The sequence below is a fragment of the Salinibacterium sp. AL4.1 genome (assembly GCF_059767305.1).
The window spans coordinates 1,597,923-1,614,669 of record NZ_JBSOQK010000001.1 but is presented as its reverse complement, the minus strand read 5'-3'; the positions used below and the strand labels follow the sequence as shown (position 1 = coordinate 1,614,669).

Sequence of the window (16,747 nt, the reverse complement as noted above, 5' to 3'; positions counted from 1 at the left end):
CCTCTTGCGAGCAGAGCGATGAGCCAAATTCGCAAGCTGCCCACCCCTTCCCCCAGCGACCTGGAACGCGGACACCTTCGCCTCGTCGAAGACGCCGAGTTTCAGCCGCAGCGTTCCAGTGCCCCTCATCCCGACTCCGGCATTGTATGGACCAAGTCGTATCAAAAACGCCTTCTCATTTCGGATGCCGCGATCGTTCTGGCCACGATTTTGGCCGCTGTCACGATGCGCGCTGACCCCGCTCGTCTCCCGGAGTTCTTCGCGAGCATCAACCCCCTCATGTGGTTGGGCTTGTTCGCGATCGTGGTCGTCTGGGTAATGCTGCTTGAGGTGTTCCGCACTCGCGACCGCCGGGTCATCGGAGTCGGGCCCACCGAATACAAACGTGTGGTGACGGCCTGCATGACCGCCTTCGGGCTGCTCTCAATCATCGTGCTGGTCCTAGAAATTGGCTTCCCGGGCAAACAGGCTGTGCTGGTGATGGCCACTGGTGTGCTCGCGCTCCTTGTTACCCGCTGGATCTGGCGTCGTTGGCTCAACCGGCAACGACGCTTCGGGCACGCTCTGTCGCGCACGGTCGTCGTAGGCACTCAGGACGAGGTCGACTACGTTGTCGAGAAAGTGCAGGGATGCCTGCGCGCGAACTTCGACGTCGTCGGGGTTGTTATCGAGCCAGATCGCCACGCTGAGGCGAAGCATCGTTTCGGATCGCAAGCTCACGGCGCCGCTGGCGATGGTGAGCAACCCGGCCCGCAGTTCGGCCCCGAACAGGTCGTGACGACTGCCTCGTCACTGGGGGCCGACACCGTGATCATCGCGGGCGAACACGGCTGCGGCAACGACTTCATCCGCCACCTCGCCTGGCAGCTGGAAGGCACGGCGGCCGAGCTGATTCTTGCCTCGCGCCTTACTAACGTGGCCGGCCCGCGCATCCACTTTCGCCCAGTGGAGGGTCTTCCTCTCATCCACGTCGAGATTCCGCAGTTCGAGGGCGGAAAACACGTCGTCAAGCGTGGGCTCGACATCGCGGTGGCGGGCGTCGCTCTCGCGCTACTGTCACCGCTCTTTCTGCTGCTCACACTCCTCATCCGCCTCGACAGCCCAGGCGGAGCGTTCTACAGCCAAGTGCGCGTGGGCCGGAACCTCGAGACCTTCCGCATGTTCAAGTTTCGCTCGATGGTGGTGGATGCCGACCAGAAGTTGGCTGATCTCACTACGGAGAACGAAGGCTCGGGAGTGCTCTTCAAGCTCAAGAATGATCCGCGAGTCACGCGCTTGGGCCGCTTCATCCGCAAGTATTCGCTCGACGAGTTTCCCCAGCTGTGGAACGTGCTGAAGGGCGACATGAGCCTGGTGGGGCCCCGCCCGCCGCTACCGAGCGAGGTGCTCGCGTACAAGGGCAAGGTGAATCGTCGCATGTACATCAAGCCGGGGCTCACCGGCATGTGGCAGATCAACGGCCGGTCAGACTTGAACTGGGAAGACAGCATGCGTCTCGATCTGTACTACGTGGAGAACTGGTCGGTTGTTGGCGACCTCGTCATCATGTGGCGAACCTTCAAGGTGCTCATCAACCCCGTGGGCGCCTACTAGCCACTCACCAACGAATCGAGGCCACACTGCCACCCCATGAACCGAACTAAACAACCCCTAGCGTTTCGGCGCTTGCGCGAGAACACCCTCACCATTCACATCGGGTGGTCGGTGAGGGTAGACCCGTCGCTGATGCGCAGCCAGAAGAAGGTAACTTCTCCGCACTGCGTAGTTGCTCGAAAGAGAAGCTTGATCGCAAACCGCCAGCGGAAAACTCGGGGATCCGCGAGGGCGTGCGACGGCTGCTGAGCAGCGTGGATTCATCCGCCCACGTGGGTGACGCGGATGGAGCTGTCAGCGGCGGGCCGCCTCCGCGCGTGCGGCGAAAAGAGACGCCAGAGAGGCCTATCGCGCACTGCGCCCTATTAAGAGGTAGCGCGTGCGCTTTTCGGAGTGCCGTTAGTCGCCGTTCGTGCCGGAGATCGTGGCACGCATCGCTCGTATGCTGGCACCCCAGGAATACCCCAAATCGCCGCTCGCATCACCGTGCACTTCAGTGACGCCAGCAGTGCTCGCGATGGGTGAGCGTGCGGGGGAATCGGTGATCGCCCGCGCCATCCCGACAAGGTCATCCGGGTGGGCAAAGCTGCCGCGCTCGCCAAGGATCTCGTGAAAGACGGCGAGATCGCTGGCGACAACCGGGGCGCCGAAATGGTGAGCTTCGAGCACGGGCAAACCAAACCCCTCGTCGCGTGTGAAAAACAACAGCGCAGTTGTGTTGCCGTACAACCACGCCAGTTCGGCATCGTCGATGAATCCGAGAAAGCGGATGGCGCCACGCTCGACCGCGTCGGCGACTGCGGCCGGCAGATCGGCGCTTCTGCCCTGCGGCTCTCCCACGATCACGAGCGGGGCCTCTGCGCTCACCCTGCCGGACTGCAAGGCGGCCTCGATCGTGTTGGCCAAATTCTTGCGAGCATTAAGTCGCCCGACGCACAGCAGAAAGTCACCCGTCACATCAGTCAGCTCGACAGGCTTGCGCGGGGCAGCGGCGGTGAGCGAACTGCCTACGGCGAGACCGATGGGAGTCACCGGGCGACCCTGGCTCAGGCGGCTGATGCGTGCCGCCTCGGTGGCGGAAGAGCCGAACAGCCATGTCGCCCGCCGAGAGCTCAGTGGCATGAGGGCAAAGTACGCGCGCTCCTTGAGCGTGAACCACTCGGGCGACGTGAGAAACATGTAGTCGTGAATGAAGACCGCCGACCGGCCGAACGCTGGCGTGAAGTTGTGGGTGATAGTGACATCCGCGCGCAGCCGCCGGGCGACGAAGGGCAGCTCAAGAATCGCACTGACGCCCTGAGGTCTCAGGCGAGTGCCGACCACGGTCACCTGCGCAGCGAGCTCTGCCCGTGCTGTGGCGAGCACCCCGTGCGGCACGGCGACCACAACCTCATCGGCCGGAAACTCGCGCACCCACGCCCACACAAATTCGCGCAACACTTGACGGTTCGAGGCCGGACCTCGAGCCCACCAAAACCCGTCAAAGAGAACGCGCATGCCCCCATGCTAGCCCCGGCATTTTTCCGAGGGTGGGCGGGGAGCGCGCGTAGTTGGCCCCGGTGCATCGCGGCGTGACGCGGGGGAGAACCCTCGACCCAGCCCGGAGCGTGGGGCTATGGTGAAACATGACCGCCACCGGGGAAAGCCCAGAAGTGCCGGAAACATTCGGTGCGATTGTCCGCTCGCTCGCGTCTGCCCAAAAGCCCGGACGAGGTGCCCCACCCTATTCGCGCTGGATCAATCGTCGCCTCGGCCGGCTCCTCGCGGCCGCTGCCTACCTCGCCGGGCGCACGCCCAATCAGGTCACTGGCCTCAGCGCGCTCATGACGGCGATCGCCTTTGTGCTGGTGGCCACAGTGCAGCCGAGTAGGTGGCTGGGCGTTCTCGTGGCATTCCTGCTCCTGCTCGGTTACGCCCTCGACTCCGCCGACGGGCAGCTAGCTCGCCTGCGCGGCGGCGGTACGAAAGCGGGAGAGTGGCTCGACCACGTTGTCGACGCCTTCAAGATCGTGATCTTTCACGGGGTCATCCTGATCTCGCTGTACCGTTTCGACACTGGCTGGCCCGACACAATTTTGCTCATCCCGCTCGGGTTCATCGTGGTCTCTTCGGTGTTTTTCTTTGCCATGATCCTCACCGATCAGCTGCGTCGCATCGCCTCGGCCGAGCGCGGGCGCAGCTACGCCAAGCCCAGTGGCGGCGGTGGCTGGCTGCAGACCATCGTCGCGATCCCCACCGACTACGCCGTGCTCTGCCTCAGCTTCGTTCTCTTCGGCTGGATGGACGGCTTCGTGGTTTTCTACGGGCTGCTGTTTCTCGCCAACGCGCTCATTCTGCTCGCGGTTCTCGGGCGCTGGTTTCGCCAGCTGCGCGCGATCGACGCGGGCTAGTGTTCGACGCGAGCTAGCGCAGCCGGAAAACCGTCTAGCGCTCGAACTCCCGCACGAGCGCGACCGTGCTCTCGATGTGAGAGCGACTGGATGCCCCGAACACGATCGACTCGATGCCCGGCTGCGCATAGATCCACTCGAGTGCCTCTCGCGGCGGGATAGCGCCAGACGCGAATACCGACATCGCGACCGCGCGGAACGGTCTCTCAGCCAACGCAGCCTGATAGGCCGCAACGCCGCCCGACATCCGAAAGCCAATCTTGTTGATGTTGGAGCACACGAGCGGGTTCTCAATCCCTGCCCGGTCGAGATGATCGAGCAGCATGGGGAGGTTCATCGTGATGAAGCCAGGTTCGGCGTTGTAGCGCGATCGTACGTGGTGGGCGAAGATCGCGAAAGCGTCGGTGAAACCGAGCCCCAACAGCAGATCGACCACGACATTCTGCAACCAGACCACCGGCGTGCGCACGCCAGCGAAGCCCGCCATTTCGGCATCCACGAGCAGCGTGATGATGCCCTCGATGTCTTTCTTGGCAAGCGAACGACCGCCGCGCATCATCGCGTTGAGCATGCCCTCGTCGGGCATGAAGCGATTGAGGGCGCCCAGAATGCCGCTCTCGGTTACGGCATCGGCGTACTTGTGGGCGTAGGGCATGCAGGGAAAAAACGAGAACCCGTCGTGGCGCTCCGGCTCGGCACGCACCCGCTCGACCACGTCGGCGATGCGATCGTGCGTGGTGCACATGAGAGTGCGGATGCCGCTGGCATACGCATCGTCGACGACCGCCATGATCGCATCCAGATCTTGAAAGCGCATCGCCTGCTCGCGCGCTTTCTCCTCGGAGCGATGGTTGATGCCAAAGAACTGGTTATCACCGAAGAGCACCGAATCGAGTTTCGACGATTCGGGAGTGGTGAGCGGGCCACCGGAGTCAGCGGTGGGCGGTGCGGTCGTGCTCATGAGCGTCTCCCTAACAGGCTTCGGAGGCGCGGTTTCGGTGGCACCGCGGTGCCGGGTGCTGCTGCATCGGCGGCTGCGAGCGACGCGGACGTCTCCCCGAATCGGGCGGGTGTCGCGGGGCCCGCCGCGGCATCCACCGTCAGCAGTTCGATGATGCGGTCGGTGATGGCGGCGCTCGCGAAGTCGTTGGTGGGAGCGACAGCGGGATCGTGGATGCGCTGCACAAAGTGATCGAGCTGGGCGCTGTATTCCTCGCCCCGCAGGTAGAACCACACTTCGTCGGTGAGATCGGTCGTCGACTTGATGGTCCAGCCGGGTGCGTAACCATCGAGCTCGGGAGCAGTGTTTCGCCGGTAGACCTGAATCTCTTGGCGATCGGCGATGATCTTGCCCTGTGTGCCGAAGACGCTGACGCGGGTGGTCATCTTGCGGTGCGACTCGTCAGACCAATTGACCGAAAGCTGGCCGCTCACCCCGTCGGCAAAATAGATCGTGCTGTAGACCTCGTCTTCGGTGTTCTCCGAGAAAACGCTGCCCAGAATCGTGCCGCCAACACCAATCGCGTCGCCCACGAACCACGTCGCGAGATCGAGCGGATGCGCCGCATAGTCATACAGGCAGCCCCCGCCCTCGGTGCGCTTGCTGCGCCACGTCGTGCCCTTGGCTTTCAGAACAACCGGCCCATAGGACTCGGCCTGCACATGCGTGATGCGCCCAATCGCGTTGGCTTCAAGGAGTCGCTTCGCCTCGCGAAAGGTGCCCACAAATCGGTTGTGATACCCGACCTGCGTGACCAGACCGCGCACGGCGGCGACGCCCGCGAGTTCAGCGGATTCGGCTGCCGTGAGCGTGAGCGGCTTCTCGCAAAACACGTGAAGCCCGCGTTCGAGCGCCGTTCGCACCATCGCGGCATGAAAGCGGGTCGGGGTTGCGATCAGCACTGCATCGAGCTGAACGCTGTCGAGCATCTTCTCGAAATCGGTGAACGTCTTCAGGCCCGTGTACTTCGAGAGCACACCCAAAATATAGCCCGCCGCATCGACGACGGCTTCGACCGAAACGTCAGGATGCGCGCGGATCATCGACAAGTGCGAGAGCCCCATTTTGCCGAGGCCAACGACGCCAAGCCGGATCACGAGCTTGCTCCGGAGCGAGGCGAGGAGTTCTGGGGCGGCGGTGGCGTCGGTCGCGGAGTTGTCGTCGCGACGGGAGCCTGCCCGGCGGGGAGATACTCGGCCAGAAGATCCGCGTACTGCCCCGCCACGTGTTGCCACGTGAACTCGGTGGCATGTCTGGCGCGGCTGGCGGCCGCGAGCGAAGCCCGGCGAGCGGGCGACTCGAGCAGGGTCGAAATGTGGGCGGCGGCGTCATCCACGCCCGAAAAATAGAGCGCCCCGTCACCGGCAACCCAGCGGTTGTACGCATTGTCGTGGGCGATCACCGCGTTGCCGGCGGCCATCGCTTCGACGAGCGAGGGGTTGGTGCCGCCCACGGTGTGGCCGTGCAGGTAGCCAAGCGAATGGAATCTCAAAGAAGACACCTCATCGGGTTCGTAAATCGGGCCGACGAATTTCACTTCGTCGCTCGCGGCCTGCCGGACCGCTCGGGTGTAAGCGTCACTGTCGTCGTAGGTGCCGAAGATCGCCAGGTCGTGCCCACGACGCTCGCGCGAAAACGCGGTCACAAGTTCGAGAATTGAGTTCTCGGGAATCGGCCGACAAATCAACGTCAAGTACCGGCCGGGTGTCAGCCCGCGACTTGTCACCGGCAGGGCGTCGGCGCTCTCCACGGCGTGGGCACCATACGTGATCGTCACGATTTTTGAGCGGCGAGCTCGCGTGGCCAAGTACGTTTCGATCACCGGATGATCGGCAATAAGGCGATTGCCCACCCAGCACGCGATCCGCTCATTTATCCACAGGATTGCCTGCCGACCCTTGCCCCAGCGTGAACGAGACCACTCGATGCCGTCCATGTTGATGACATTCGGGATGCGCTTGAGGCGCTGCAGGATGTTGAACAGTGCCGTGTTGTAGCCGAACGTGAGGCAGATATCTCGGTGCCGTGACGCATGACGGATCGAGGCAAGGTCGAAACTTGCCGTGCCCAACCAGCCTTCGCGGCGCTCAGGAATCAGTACGCGATCGATGCCGTGCCATTGGTCAGTTGTCAGCGGTCCATCACCCGGTACTTGGCAGTAAACGACTGGCCGCCAGCCGTTATCGCGCAAATAGATGGCCACGTTCTCGGCGGCAGTTTCGAAGCCTCCATAGGCGGCGGGAATGCCGTGGGTTCCGAGGAGACGAACAGTCGGTCGGCGCTCGGCAGAGGGGATCGGGTCGTTCAACTTTCCCTCCTCCGTTAACGGACTCAAGAACTTCGACCAGACTCCCCCGAGGTCTGGGTTCGGAAGTCTACGCCGCCACGGTGCACGGCTTTGTCCCCAGAACAGGGGGTACGTTTGCGAATGGTGCGGGTGTACCGTCCAGTACCGATCATTCCCGAGGCACGGAGCTGCCATGACTCAGTCGAAGCATCCCGCATCCGAAATCGAACTCGTCGCGGCGGCCGAACCTTCGTGGCTGAGCACCAAGCCGGGCCGTTGGCTGGCGGCGATCATCGTGCTCGCGATCGCGGCGGCGCTCGTCGTCGTGGCGTTCATCCAGTTCGCGCCCACCGGTGGCCCGAGCGCTGAGCCCGGGGCAACCCCCAGCGCGGGCGAGGCCAGTGAACCGTCCGCTGCATCATCTGCGGTCCCGTCGCCGACGGCGGACCCCGCGGTTCCCGATGTGCCCCCGGTTGCCATCGATGAACCGGCGGATGTCACCCCAGGCCTGATCGCCACCATCACGAAGGTTGAGGAGGTGGACGGCACCGCTCGCGGCCCCGGCGAAGTCGCCGGCCCGTCGTTGCGCGTCACGGTCACGATGACGAACTCGACTGCGTCAGTGGTCTCGTTGCGCACCACGGTGATCAGTTGTTACTTTGGCGCCGATCGCACGCCGGCCCCCGAACTTCGCGAGCCTGGCGGGGCACCGCTGCCGGCATCCCTCGCGGCCGACTCGGCGATCGATGGCGTGTACATCTTCACTGTTCCTGCTGATCAGCGCGGCAATGTGACGCTTCTCGTCGACTATTCGGTCGACGTGCAGCCCGTCGTTTTTCAGGGCGACATCGACGACCTGCTGTAACGATCGGTCTACCCTTCACGCAACGGGGACTTACTTCGTGACCCCCTTTTGGGGGGCACCCAAAGTGGGGTGAGGGGGAGTATGGTGACCCACCAAGTGGAACCTGAATAGCCACAAACCCCGAGAAGGCACATCATGCGCTTAACCCGCCGGATGCCACCGAACCCGCTGAGGCTTGTTTCCGCCGCAGCGGCGATGACATTAATCGCGACCCTGCTCACCGTAACGCTGCCCACTGCAGCTGTTGCCGACACTGCGGCTGCCCCGCCCGTGCCGACCACTGTGTCCACGGATCCCTTACCCACGCCCCAGATCAATGGTGTGGTCTGGGATCAGGTCATCGTGGGCAACACCGTGTACGCCTCCGGAGACTTCAGTTCGGCCCGGCCGTATGGTTCGCCCGCGGGCACTAACGAGCAGAGTCGCTCGTACGTGCTGGCGTACAACCTCACGACCGGCGCCCTGCTGCCGTGGGCGCCCACCTTCAACGGACAGGTGCGTGCTCTCGCGGCCTCGCCCGACGGAACGCGGCTCTACGCGGTTGGTGACTTCACCTCGGTGAACGGCATCTCGAAGAACCGCATCGTCTCCTTCGACACCGCTACGGGAAACATCTACAGCGCCTTCGACGCAGGGGCCAATTATCGCGTGTATGCGGTGGTGGCCACCAACACCCAGGTATTCTTCTCGGGCCCGTTCACCTCGGTGAGCGGTAACACGCGCCTCGGCGGTGCGGCTGCACTCGCCACGAACGGCAGCGTCACCTCGTGGGCTCCCGAGCTTGCGGGCGGCCGCGCCTTTGGCATCGTGGTGTCTCCTGATGAATCCAAAGTCGTGATTGGCGGAGACTTCACGACGGTCAACGGATCGAGCGATCCCGGCTACGGCCTGGCCATGGTCGACTCGACCGTCGGTGCGCTCATCACCCCGTTCGCGACCAACAATCAGGTACGTAACGCTGGTCTCAACGCGGCCATCTTTTCACTCTCCTCTGATGCCGATAGCTTCTACGGCACCGGCTATGTTTATGGCTCGGGCGGCAACCTTGAGGGTGTCTTTCGGTCGAACTGGTCGGATGGCGAACTTGTCTGGGTAAACGACTGCCACGGGGATACCTACTCGGTTGCACCCGCGCCCAACGGAGCCATCTATGCCGCTGGCCACTCGCACTACTGCGGCAATATCGATGCCTTTCCGCAGACAAACCCCTGGTCGTTCAACCGCGGAATCGCGTTCTCGAAAGACGCCACCGGCAGCATCTCGCGCGACCCGTACGGCTACCACGACTGGTCGGGCAACTCGAGCCCCTCGCTGCTGAACTTCTTTCCCGAGATCAACCTCGGAACCTTCACCGGCCAATACCAGGGACCGTGGGACGTCGCGACGAACGGTGAGTACACCGTCTTCGGCGGCGAGTTCACTCGCGTCAACGGCCAAAACCAGCAGGGACTTCTGCGGTTCGCCGTGCCCGAGATCGCGCCCAACCTCGACGGACCACGACTTACCGGTGCCGACCTCGCGCCCACGATGAGCTCGCCCGCTCCCGGCACAATCGCGCTGAGCTGGACCGCTGACTGGGATCGAGACAACGAAAACCTGACGTATCACCTCATCCGCGATGGCAAGAGTGGTTCGCCGATTTACGTGACCGAGCAGGCGTCGCGATTCTACGACCGGCCGACCATGACGTACGTGGATACCGGTCTCACGCCAGGCCAGACGTACACCTATCGCCTGCGCGCGATCGACCCGTACGGCAACAGCGGCTGGGGTTCGACCGTGTCGTTCACCGCCGGAGCTACCGGGCAGTTGAGCGACTACGCGACGGCCGTGATGGAAGACCAACCCTCCAATTACTGGCGCCTCGGCGAGAGTGGAAACACCGTGGTGGATAGCGTGGCTCGCGACAACGCGACCGCGACCAACAACGTGGGCTTCGGAACATCCGGAGCAATCATCGGCGACAACAACACTGCTGCAACCTTCACGGGAAGCTCGAACAGCTACGCCGGATCGAATACCCAAATCTGGCGCGACAACACCTTCTCGGTCGAAGCCTGGTTCAAGACCAGCACAACCTCCGGTGGCAAGATCGTCGGGTTCGGTAACCGTCAAACCGGCAACTCGAGCAACTATGACCGCCACATTTACATGGATGGTGCGGGCCGGCTGAACTTCGGTGTCTACACCGGCAGCACCGCAATTCTGCAGAGCGCAAAATCGTACAACGACAACGAATGGCATCAGGTCGTGGGCAGCATGGGCGCCGACGGAATGGAACTCTTCGTCGACGGAGTGCGCGTAGGCGTGAATCCCGACGTGGTGTGGGGCCAAAACTACTGGGGCTACTGGCGCATCGGTGGAGACCGTAGCTGGAGTGGTTCTGACTACTTCAACGGTGCCATCGACGAAGTGGCTGTGTACCCGACCCCCCTCACCGCGGCACAAATTCAGAACCACTTCGAGCTCTCGGGCCGGTTGTTGACGGGACCGCCCGCGCCGACCGACGCCTACGGTGCCGCCGTGTACGCAGCGAGCCCACAGCTGTACTGGCGCCTGGGTGAAGCATCCGGCGCTGTCGCGAATGATGCTGGACTGCAGGGGCTCGATGGAGCGCTCAGCGGCATCTTCACGCGCAACGTTCCCGGTGCTCTCGGCGGAACGACAGATCCCGCCACCCAGTTCACTCTGGCTCTTGCCTCAACGACAACGTCGTTGCCCAACCCCTCGACGTTCTCAAGCGAAGTGTGGTTCAGAACCACCAGCGCCACAGGCGGAAAGCTCGTGGAGTTTGGGTCTTCCGCCACGGGCACTGCCGGCAGTTACGGCGACCACGTGATGATGCGTAATGACGGAACGCTCGTGTTTGGCACGGGCAGCAGCACCGTGGCGAGCACCGCCTCCTACAACGACGGCCAGTGGCATCAGGTGGTCGCGACTCAGGGATCAGCTGGGTTGCGACTGTACGTCGATGGCGCGGTGGTGGCATCCAGCGCTGCAACACCGACCCAGACCTTCTCGGGCTACTGGCGACTCGGCCGCGGCAACACGGTCGGAGTGGCATCGTCGAACTACTTCACCGGCGATCTCGATGAGTTCGCTGTGTACCAGACGGTGTTGACCCCGAGCGAAGTCAGCTCGCACTTCTTGATTGGCACGGCGAACGAAGCACCGCTCGCGGAGTTCACGCACTCGGAGAGCGACCTCGTTGCCAGCTTCGACGCGACTGGATCGAGCGACCCCGACGGCACGATCGACGGCTACGAATGGGACTTCGGTGACGGTGAATCGAGTACGGATGCCGTGGTCGACCACACCTATGCCGCCGCGGGAACCTACGACGTCACCCTTACGGTGACCGACAATAAGGGAGCCTCAGCAACCGCTTTCGCCACAGTGACGGTGTTGGCGCCAAACGTGGCGCCCACCGCGTCCTTCACGAGTGAAACCACCGACAACGTGGTGAGCTTCGACGCGGGCGGCTCGGCCGATAGCGACGGCACGATTAGCTCATTCGCGTGGGACTTCGGCGATGGAGCTTCCGACAGTGGAGAGAGCACCTCGCACCTCTACGCTGCCGCCGGCGACTACACCGTGACCCTCACGGTGACCGATAACCAGGGCGCAACGGGAACGGTCAGCAACGTAGTGACGGCTCTTGATCCGCCCGTCGTGACGGTGCTGGCCCGCGACGAGTTCGCTCGCTCGGAAACCTCCGGCTGGGGCACAGCTCTCGTCGGTGGTGACTGGTCGACGAACAGCAATGGCAACTTCTCGGTCGAGACTGATGTCGGCATCGTGAACCACAGCTCGTCGGGCACCACCCGGCACGCCTGGCTGCCGAGCGTATCGACAGACGACGTCACCGTCAGCGCGAGCATCTCGATTGACAAGGCGATCACGGGCGGCGGCGCCTACACCGGCATCACAATGCGCGAAGTCGGCAATGGCTTCTACCAAGCCCGCGTGCGCTACTTCTCCAACGGCACCCTCGCCTTCCAGCTGCTGAGCGGAAGCTCCACCAACATTGCCTACACGGATGTTGCGGGCCTGACCTTCAGTCCCGGCGACGTGCTGCTCGTGAAGGCACAAACCTTCGGAACTTCGCCGACGACCATTCGCGGCAAGGTCTGGAAGCAGGGAACTCCTGAGCCCAGTGACTGGACTCTCACCGCCACCTCCTCGGTCGCGAACCTGCAAACCGCGGGTGCCGTCGGCCAGTACAGCTACCTGTCCGGCTCAGCCACCAATGCTCCCGTGCACGTGAGCTATGACTCGTTCCTGGCGATTGCAGGCCACGCCGACGAGCCCGTGACGCCGACGAATCTGGGGCCCACGGCATCGTTCACCAGCGCGGCCAATCTGTTGACTGCGAGTTTCGATTCGAGCGCATCGAGCGACCCTGACGGCAGCATTGCGTCGCGATCGTGGGACTTCGGAGATGGTCAATCGAGCGCGGCAACGAGTCCCAACCACACGTACGCGGCGGCGGGCACCTACCAAGTCACGCTGACTGTGACGGATAACCAGGGTGCAACGGATGCGATCACTCAACCGGTAACGGTGAGCTCGGCTCCGGCGAATCAGGCTCCCACCGCCGCGTTCACCTTCTCGGCGACAGAACTCGCCGTCGCGTTCGACGCGACTGAATCGACGGATGCCGATGGCAGCGTCGCCAGTTACGCCTGGGACTTCGGAGATGGTGCGAGCGACACCGGCGCCACGCCCTCGCACAGCTACGCGAGTGCGGGAACCTACACCGTTGTGCTCACCGTGACAGATGACGAAGGGGCGACGGGCACGGTCAGTCACGATGTCGTCGTGACGGCACCACCGGGCGCGGCGTTCGCTGAGGACACCTTCGAGCGCACGGTTGCCGCCGGTTGGGGCAGCGCGAACACAGGAGGTGCGTGGTCGTCGAGCACAAACTCGACTTACACCGTCGGTAACGGCAGCGGTGCTTTCGTGCACACCGGCTCAGGCACCACTCGCCGGGCCTTGCTCGAGGGCGTGAGCGAAACCTCGGTCGAAGCACAGGTGGAGATCACGGCCGACAAGGTTGCCGAATCCGGGCACATCGTCGTGGGAGTAATCGGCCGCCAAGTTGGTTCCGCGTTCTATCAAGCACGACTGCGGCTGCAGACCGGCGGAGTCGTCGGGCTGCAGATTATGTCGGGTTCCACCGTGGTGCTGGCCAACATGAATGTGCCGGGTATGACGTATGCGGCCGGGGATACGTTCATCCTGAAGACCAGCGTGGAGGGCACAAGCCCGACCACGATCTCGGCCAAACTGTGGAAGGCCGGGGATGCCGAGCCCGCCGCCTGGCAACTCGTCGCGACCGACTCGACGGCTGCCCTTCAGTCTGCCGGCGCGGTCGGGTTCGAGAGTTACCTCTCGGGCTCGGCACCCAACGCCCCCGTGACCGTGAGGTTCGACAACTTCAGCGCGCGGCCCGTGCAGTAGGCAACCTGAGCGTGTCAGGCAAACGGTCGGCCCTGGGAGCAATCGGTTCTCAGGGAATGCAGGCTCTCGCGAGCTTCACGATTCAGGTGCTTGTTGCGCGAACGCTCGGCTTTGACGGGCTCGGCGCGTTCGCCATCGCGTACGGCGTGATGGTGCTCGTCGCCGGACTTGCGAGTGGGATGGTCGGCGACTCGCTCGTCGTGCTCGAACGGCGTACTCAGGCAGTGCGGTCGGCGCTACAGCAGTTCGCGCTGGGGATCGCCGTGGTGGCTGGGGTGCTGTCTGCAGCGCTCGCGGGAGCATCCGGACTTCTGGATGCTGCCACCGCCGTCATGTTCGGAGCCGGCGTCGCCCTCTTCGCGCTCGAAGAACTCATGCGCCGCCTACTCATGGCCGGCATGGGCTTCTGGCGCGTCATGCTGATCGACTTCGCGTCGTTTGCGGTGGCGCTCGCCGCCATCGCGTTCAGCGCGCTCGCCGGTGCGCTCAGTCTCTTCGCGTTCCTCGGTGCGGTTGCCGCCGGTCAGCTCGCCGCCATCGGGCTCGGCGTAGCGCTGCTGCCTCGGGAAGAACGCTTCGTCGTGGGCTTCGTGCGCGGCGGAGTTGGTGCCGTCTTTCGTTACGGCATCTGGCGAGCAGGGCAACAGTTTCTACGCCCGGCACTGCTCACCGTGGTGCGCATGCTCGTCACCGTGCTCGCGAGTCTGGCCGCCACCGGGCTGCTCGAGGCGGGCCGCGTGTTTGTCGCGCCGGCCACGCTCGCCGTCAGCGGCCTCAGCTCGTACCTCTTCGTTTCCTTCGCCCGCGACAACAGCAAACCGCTGGCCGAGAAACTGCGACGGGCGGATCGCGCAGTAACCACCTTGGTCGGTCTCACCGTGGTCGTCGGCGCCCTGCTCGTCGCGCTGCTGCCCTGGGGTGGTGCCCTCCTCTTCGGCACCGCGCCCGACCTACTCGCCGTGATCGGGTGGATCGCCTACACCGCGTCTATTGCCGCCGTGACTCCGTATGGTGCGCTCGCGGCGGTCGGCGGAAAGCAAGCGGCCGTATTTACGATCCGGGCGGCCGATACCGTGCTCGCTATCGGATTCGTGAGCGCGGTATTGCTGGCCGGGGGAGACGTGCAGTGGGTTCCGGCGGCGCTGGCCGCGGCATCCATTCTGGGCGGGCTCGGTATTCGGTGGATGATTCTGGTGCCGCTGGTGCGGGCCGGCTAGCGCTCGCGGTTGAGTGCTGCGGCGCGGTCGGCCCAGCGACCGACCTAGCGACCGACCTAGCGCTCGATCACGCTGCCGCCGAGGTGCTCAAGCCCGGTCTGTTCTTGCCCAGTGCCGCGCGCGAAGTCGGCGAGCGAGCTGAACGGTGTGACCCCGATCGCGTTGGTCGGCCACGCAATGAGGGTGCGCGGGGCGGTCTTGGTCGCGCGAACGTAGAGGTTGTTGTCGACCGTGATGCCGAAGTCGCGCGCGCTGCGGGTGCGGGAGTAGTCCTCAATCCAGAGGAGTGCCTCGCTGCTGCCCACGAGAGTGTTGCCGATGATGCTCACGTCGGTGCCCACCCACGTCATCTCGGGGTCATCCAGATGCCGCTCGTCGTGGCCGGCCTCGTTTTCGTCGCTTTTGAGCCGGTCGTCTTGCAGCACCGCGATGGCGTTTCGGCTGCCCACGACCACGTTGTCGCGAATCTCGACGCTGCTCGTGTCGTTGATCTTCATGCCGAAGATTCCGTTGTCGGCGAGGTAGTTGTCGGCCACGAGAGCGCGCGCCGAGATTTCGAGAAAGAGACCGTGACCGACATTGCCCACGAAGGTGTTGCCGGTGATGGTCATGTCACGGCACGACTGATCGAACCAGAGGGCGGTGGCGTTGTTGTCGGAGAAGTCCGAATTTCGAATCTCCACGGTGCGCGAGCGCGTGAGCTTGAACCCGCCAGCCACGGGCGCGCGGTTGAACCACTCGGTGTTATTGCCGGATGCTTTCAGCCCGTCGACCAGCAGATTGTCGGCATAGTTGGCCGCCACCCCAATCATGCCGCTCTCGGTAATCGTCACCTGGCGGATCGTCGTGTTCGCCGCCGTGATGAACAGCCCCGTCGTTGCCGACTCGGTGATCACAACGTTCTCAATTGTCACGCCGGGGCTCTCCACCGTGACCGCGCCAAAGTCGGGAACCGAGGGCGCAAAACGACGAACGCCAATGCCGCGAATTGTCGACCCTTCTGCCCGGATGCTCACGGCCCGCTGCAGCGTGCTCGCCCTCACGGTGTGGCCGCTGGGGTTCTCGCCGAGGTACAGCACGCCCGCGCTCTCGTCGTGGAAGAAGCTCGATGCCGTCACTTCGTCTCGCGAGCCGACCTGCGTGAGGGGGGCGTCATCCAGCCACAGTTGGTCCGGATGCGCGGCGAGAGGATGCCCGGCGGTCACAAAGTTCCAGTACTGCTCGGTGTTATCGGGGGCGCCCCGTTCGTAGGTGGGGCTCGAGTCGAAGACGGTGCCCCACGCGACCGACCACAGTTCGCCATCGGCCTGCTCGCCGCCAGCCTGCTCGCCGCCAGCCTGCTCGCCATCGGCCTGCCCGCCGTCAGACTGCCAGCCCTCCACAATCTCGCTGCCATCGAGCCAGACGACCTCACCCGGATACGACTGCACCGTCACCGGGGTGCCCTCGGCGATCGTGAACGCCTCGTGATACTCGCCTGACCGCAGCACGATCATGCCGCCCGCGGCTACTCGCGCCAGCGCTGCCTTGATCGTGCGGAGCGGTGACTCGAGGCTGCCGTCCGCGTCGTTGTCGCCCGAGGGCGACACGAAGAGAGCGCCAGCCTGGATCTCGTAAGCGGTGGTTCCGAGCTCGGCGGCCCCGGCATCCGCGGCGCTCGTCGCAACGCCATCGGGGGCTCCGACGCCTTCGACAAAGGGAACATCGGGCCGCGTCGTGGTGGTGGCGCTGCCACCGAGAGAGGAAACGACGAGGGCGGTGGCCGCCACGGCCAGAGCGAGCACGATTGCGACCGCAGCGAAGACCTGTCGGCGCCGAAAACGCCGATTCGTCGTGCCTGTCGCAACGCTCACTAGCGCTCCTTGTGGCGTGAAAACCGCAACAATCGGGGGTGCGCTGCGGAGTCGATCCGGTATCTATTCTCCCAGA

Annotated in this window: 10 protein-coding genes; 5 read left to right on the top strand and 5 right to left on the bottom strand. The window is 64.0% G+C overall.

Annotated features, from left to right (window positions below; genetic code table 11):
- The first annotated feature begins 18 nt into the window (after positions 1–18).
- Entirely contained in the window at positions 19–1,593 is a 1,575-nt protein-coding gene (locus tag ACWTV3_RS07795; protein WP_498477619.1) for a sugar transferase, read from the top strand.
- 399 nt (positions 1,594–1,992) lie between these two features.
- Here the strand turns inward: ACWTV3_RS07795 and ACWTV3_RS07790 are convergent, their stop codons facing one another.
- Complete coding sequence (locus tag ACWTV3_RS07790) at positions 1,993–3,090, bottom strand: glycosyltransferase family 4 protein (RefSeq protein ID WP_498477618.1); 1,098 nt, start codon at positions 3,088–3,090, stop codon at positions 1,993–1,995.
- A gap of 128 nt (positions 3,091–3,218) precedes the next feature.
- Between ACWTV3_RS07790 and ACWTV3_RS07785 the strand changes: the two genes are divergently transcribed.
- Positions 3,219–3,983, top strand: coding sequence for a CDP-alcohol phosphatidyltransferase family protein (locus ACWTV3_RS07785; protein ID WP_498477617.1), 765 nt, complete (start codon positions 3,219–3,221; stop codon positions 3,981–3,983).
- Positions 3,984–4,017: 34 nt separating this feature from the next.
- Here ACWTV3_RS07785 and ACWTV3_RS07780 read toward each other — a convergent pair whose 3' ends face one another.
- From ACWTV3_RS07780 to ACWTV3_RS07770, 3 genes are read right to left on the bottom strand one after another with little or no spacing between them, the layout of a single operon-like run.
- Positions 4,018–4,944: a hypothetical protein gene (locus tag ACWTV3_RS07780; protein WP_498477616.1), complete on the bottom strand. Its 927-nt coding sequence runs from the start codon at positions 4,942–4,944 to the stop codon at positions 4,018–4,020.
- Positions 4,941–6,080: a Gfo/Idh/MocA family protein gene (locus ACWTV3_RS07775; RefSeq protein ID WP_498477615.1), complete on the bottom strand. Its 1,140-nt coding sequence runs from the start codon at positions 6,078–6,080 to the stop codon at positions 4,941–4,943. The genes ACWTV3_RS07780 and ACWTV3_RS07775 overlap by 4 nt, the downstream gene beginning before the upstream one ends.
- On the bottom strand, positions 6,077–7,291 hold the full coding sequence (locus ACWTV3_RS07770) for a DUF1972 domain-containing protein (protein WP_498477614.1): 1,215 nt from the start codon (positions 7,289–7,291) through the stop codon (positions 6,077–6,079). Before ACWTV3_RS07770 ends, ACWTV3_RS07775 begins: the two co-directional genes overlap by 4 nt.
- A 172-nt stretch (positions 7,292–7,463) precedes the next feature.
- On the opposite strand from ACWTV3_RS07770, the gene ACWTV3_RS07765 reads away from it, so the two are divergent.
- From ACWTV3_RS07765 to ACWTV3_RS07755, 3 genes are all read left to right on the top strand, one after another.
- On the top strand, positions 7,464–8,135 hold the full coding sequence (locus ACWTV3_RS07765) for a hypothetical protein (RefSeq protein WP_498477613.1): 672 nt from the start codon (positions 7,464–7,466) through the stop codon (positions 8,133–8,135).
- A gap of 135 nt (positions 8,136–8,270) precedes the next feature.
- Positions 8,271–13,601, top strand: a complete 5,331-nt coding sequence (locus tag ACWTV3_RS07760; protein ID WP_498477612.1) for a PKD domain-containing protein — start codon at positions 8,271–8,273, stop codon at positions 13,599–13,601.
- Positions 13,602–13,612: 11 nt separating this feature from the next.
- Positions 13,613–14,818, top strand: coding sequence for an MATE family efflux transporter (locus ACWTV3_RS07755; protein ID WP_498477611.1), 1,206 nt, complete (start codon positions 13,613–13,615; stop codon positions 14,816–14,818).
- Positions 14,819–14,874: 56 nt separating this feature from the next.
- Here the strand turns inward: ACWTV3_RS07755 and ACWTV3_RS07750 are convergent, their stop codons facing one another.
- Positions 14,875–16,671, bottom strand: a complete 1,797-nt coding sequence (locus ACWTV3_RS07750; protein ID WP_498477610.1) for a right-handed parallel beta-helix repeat-containing protein — start codon at positions 16,669–16,671, stop codon at positions 14,875–14,877.
- Positions 16,672–16,747 lie beyond the last annotated feature (76 nt).

Coding starts and splice junctions, on each gene's coding strand:
- ACWTV3_RS07795 (WP_498477619.1), top strand. CDS start 19: ATGAGCCAAATTCGCAAGCTGCCCACCCCTTCCCCCAGCGACCTGGAA.
- ACWTV3_RS07790 (WP_498477618.1), bottom strand. CDS start 3,090: ATGCGCGTTCTCTTTGACGGGTTTTGGTGGGCTCGAGGTCCGGCCTCG.
- ACWTV3_RS07785 (WP_498477617.1), top strand. CDS start 3,219: ATGACCGCCACCGGGGAAAGCCCAGAAGTGCCGGAAACATTCGGTGCG.
- ACWTV3_RS07780 (WP_498477616.1), bottom strand. CDS start 4,944: ATGAGCACGACCGCACCGCCCACCGCTGACTCCGGTGGCCCGCTCACC.
- ACWTV3_RS07765 (WP_498477613.1), top strand. CDS start 7,464: ATGACTCAGTCGAAGCATCCCGCATCCGAAATCGAACTCGTCGCGGCG.
- ACWTV3_RS07760 (WP_498477612.1), top strand. CDS start 8,271: ATGCGCTTAACCCGCCGGATGCCACCGAACCCGCTGAGGCTTGTTTCC.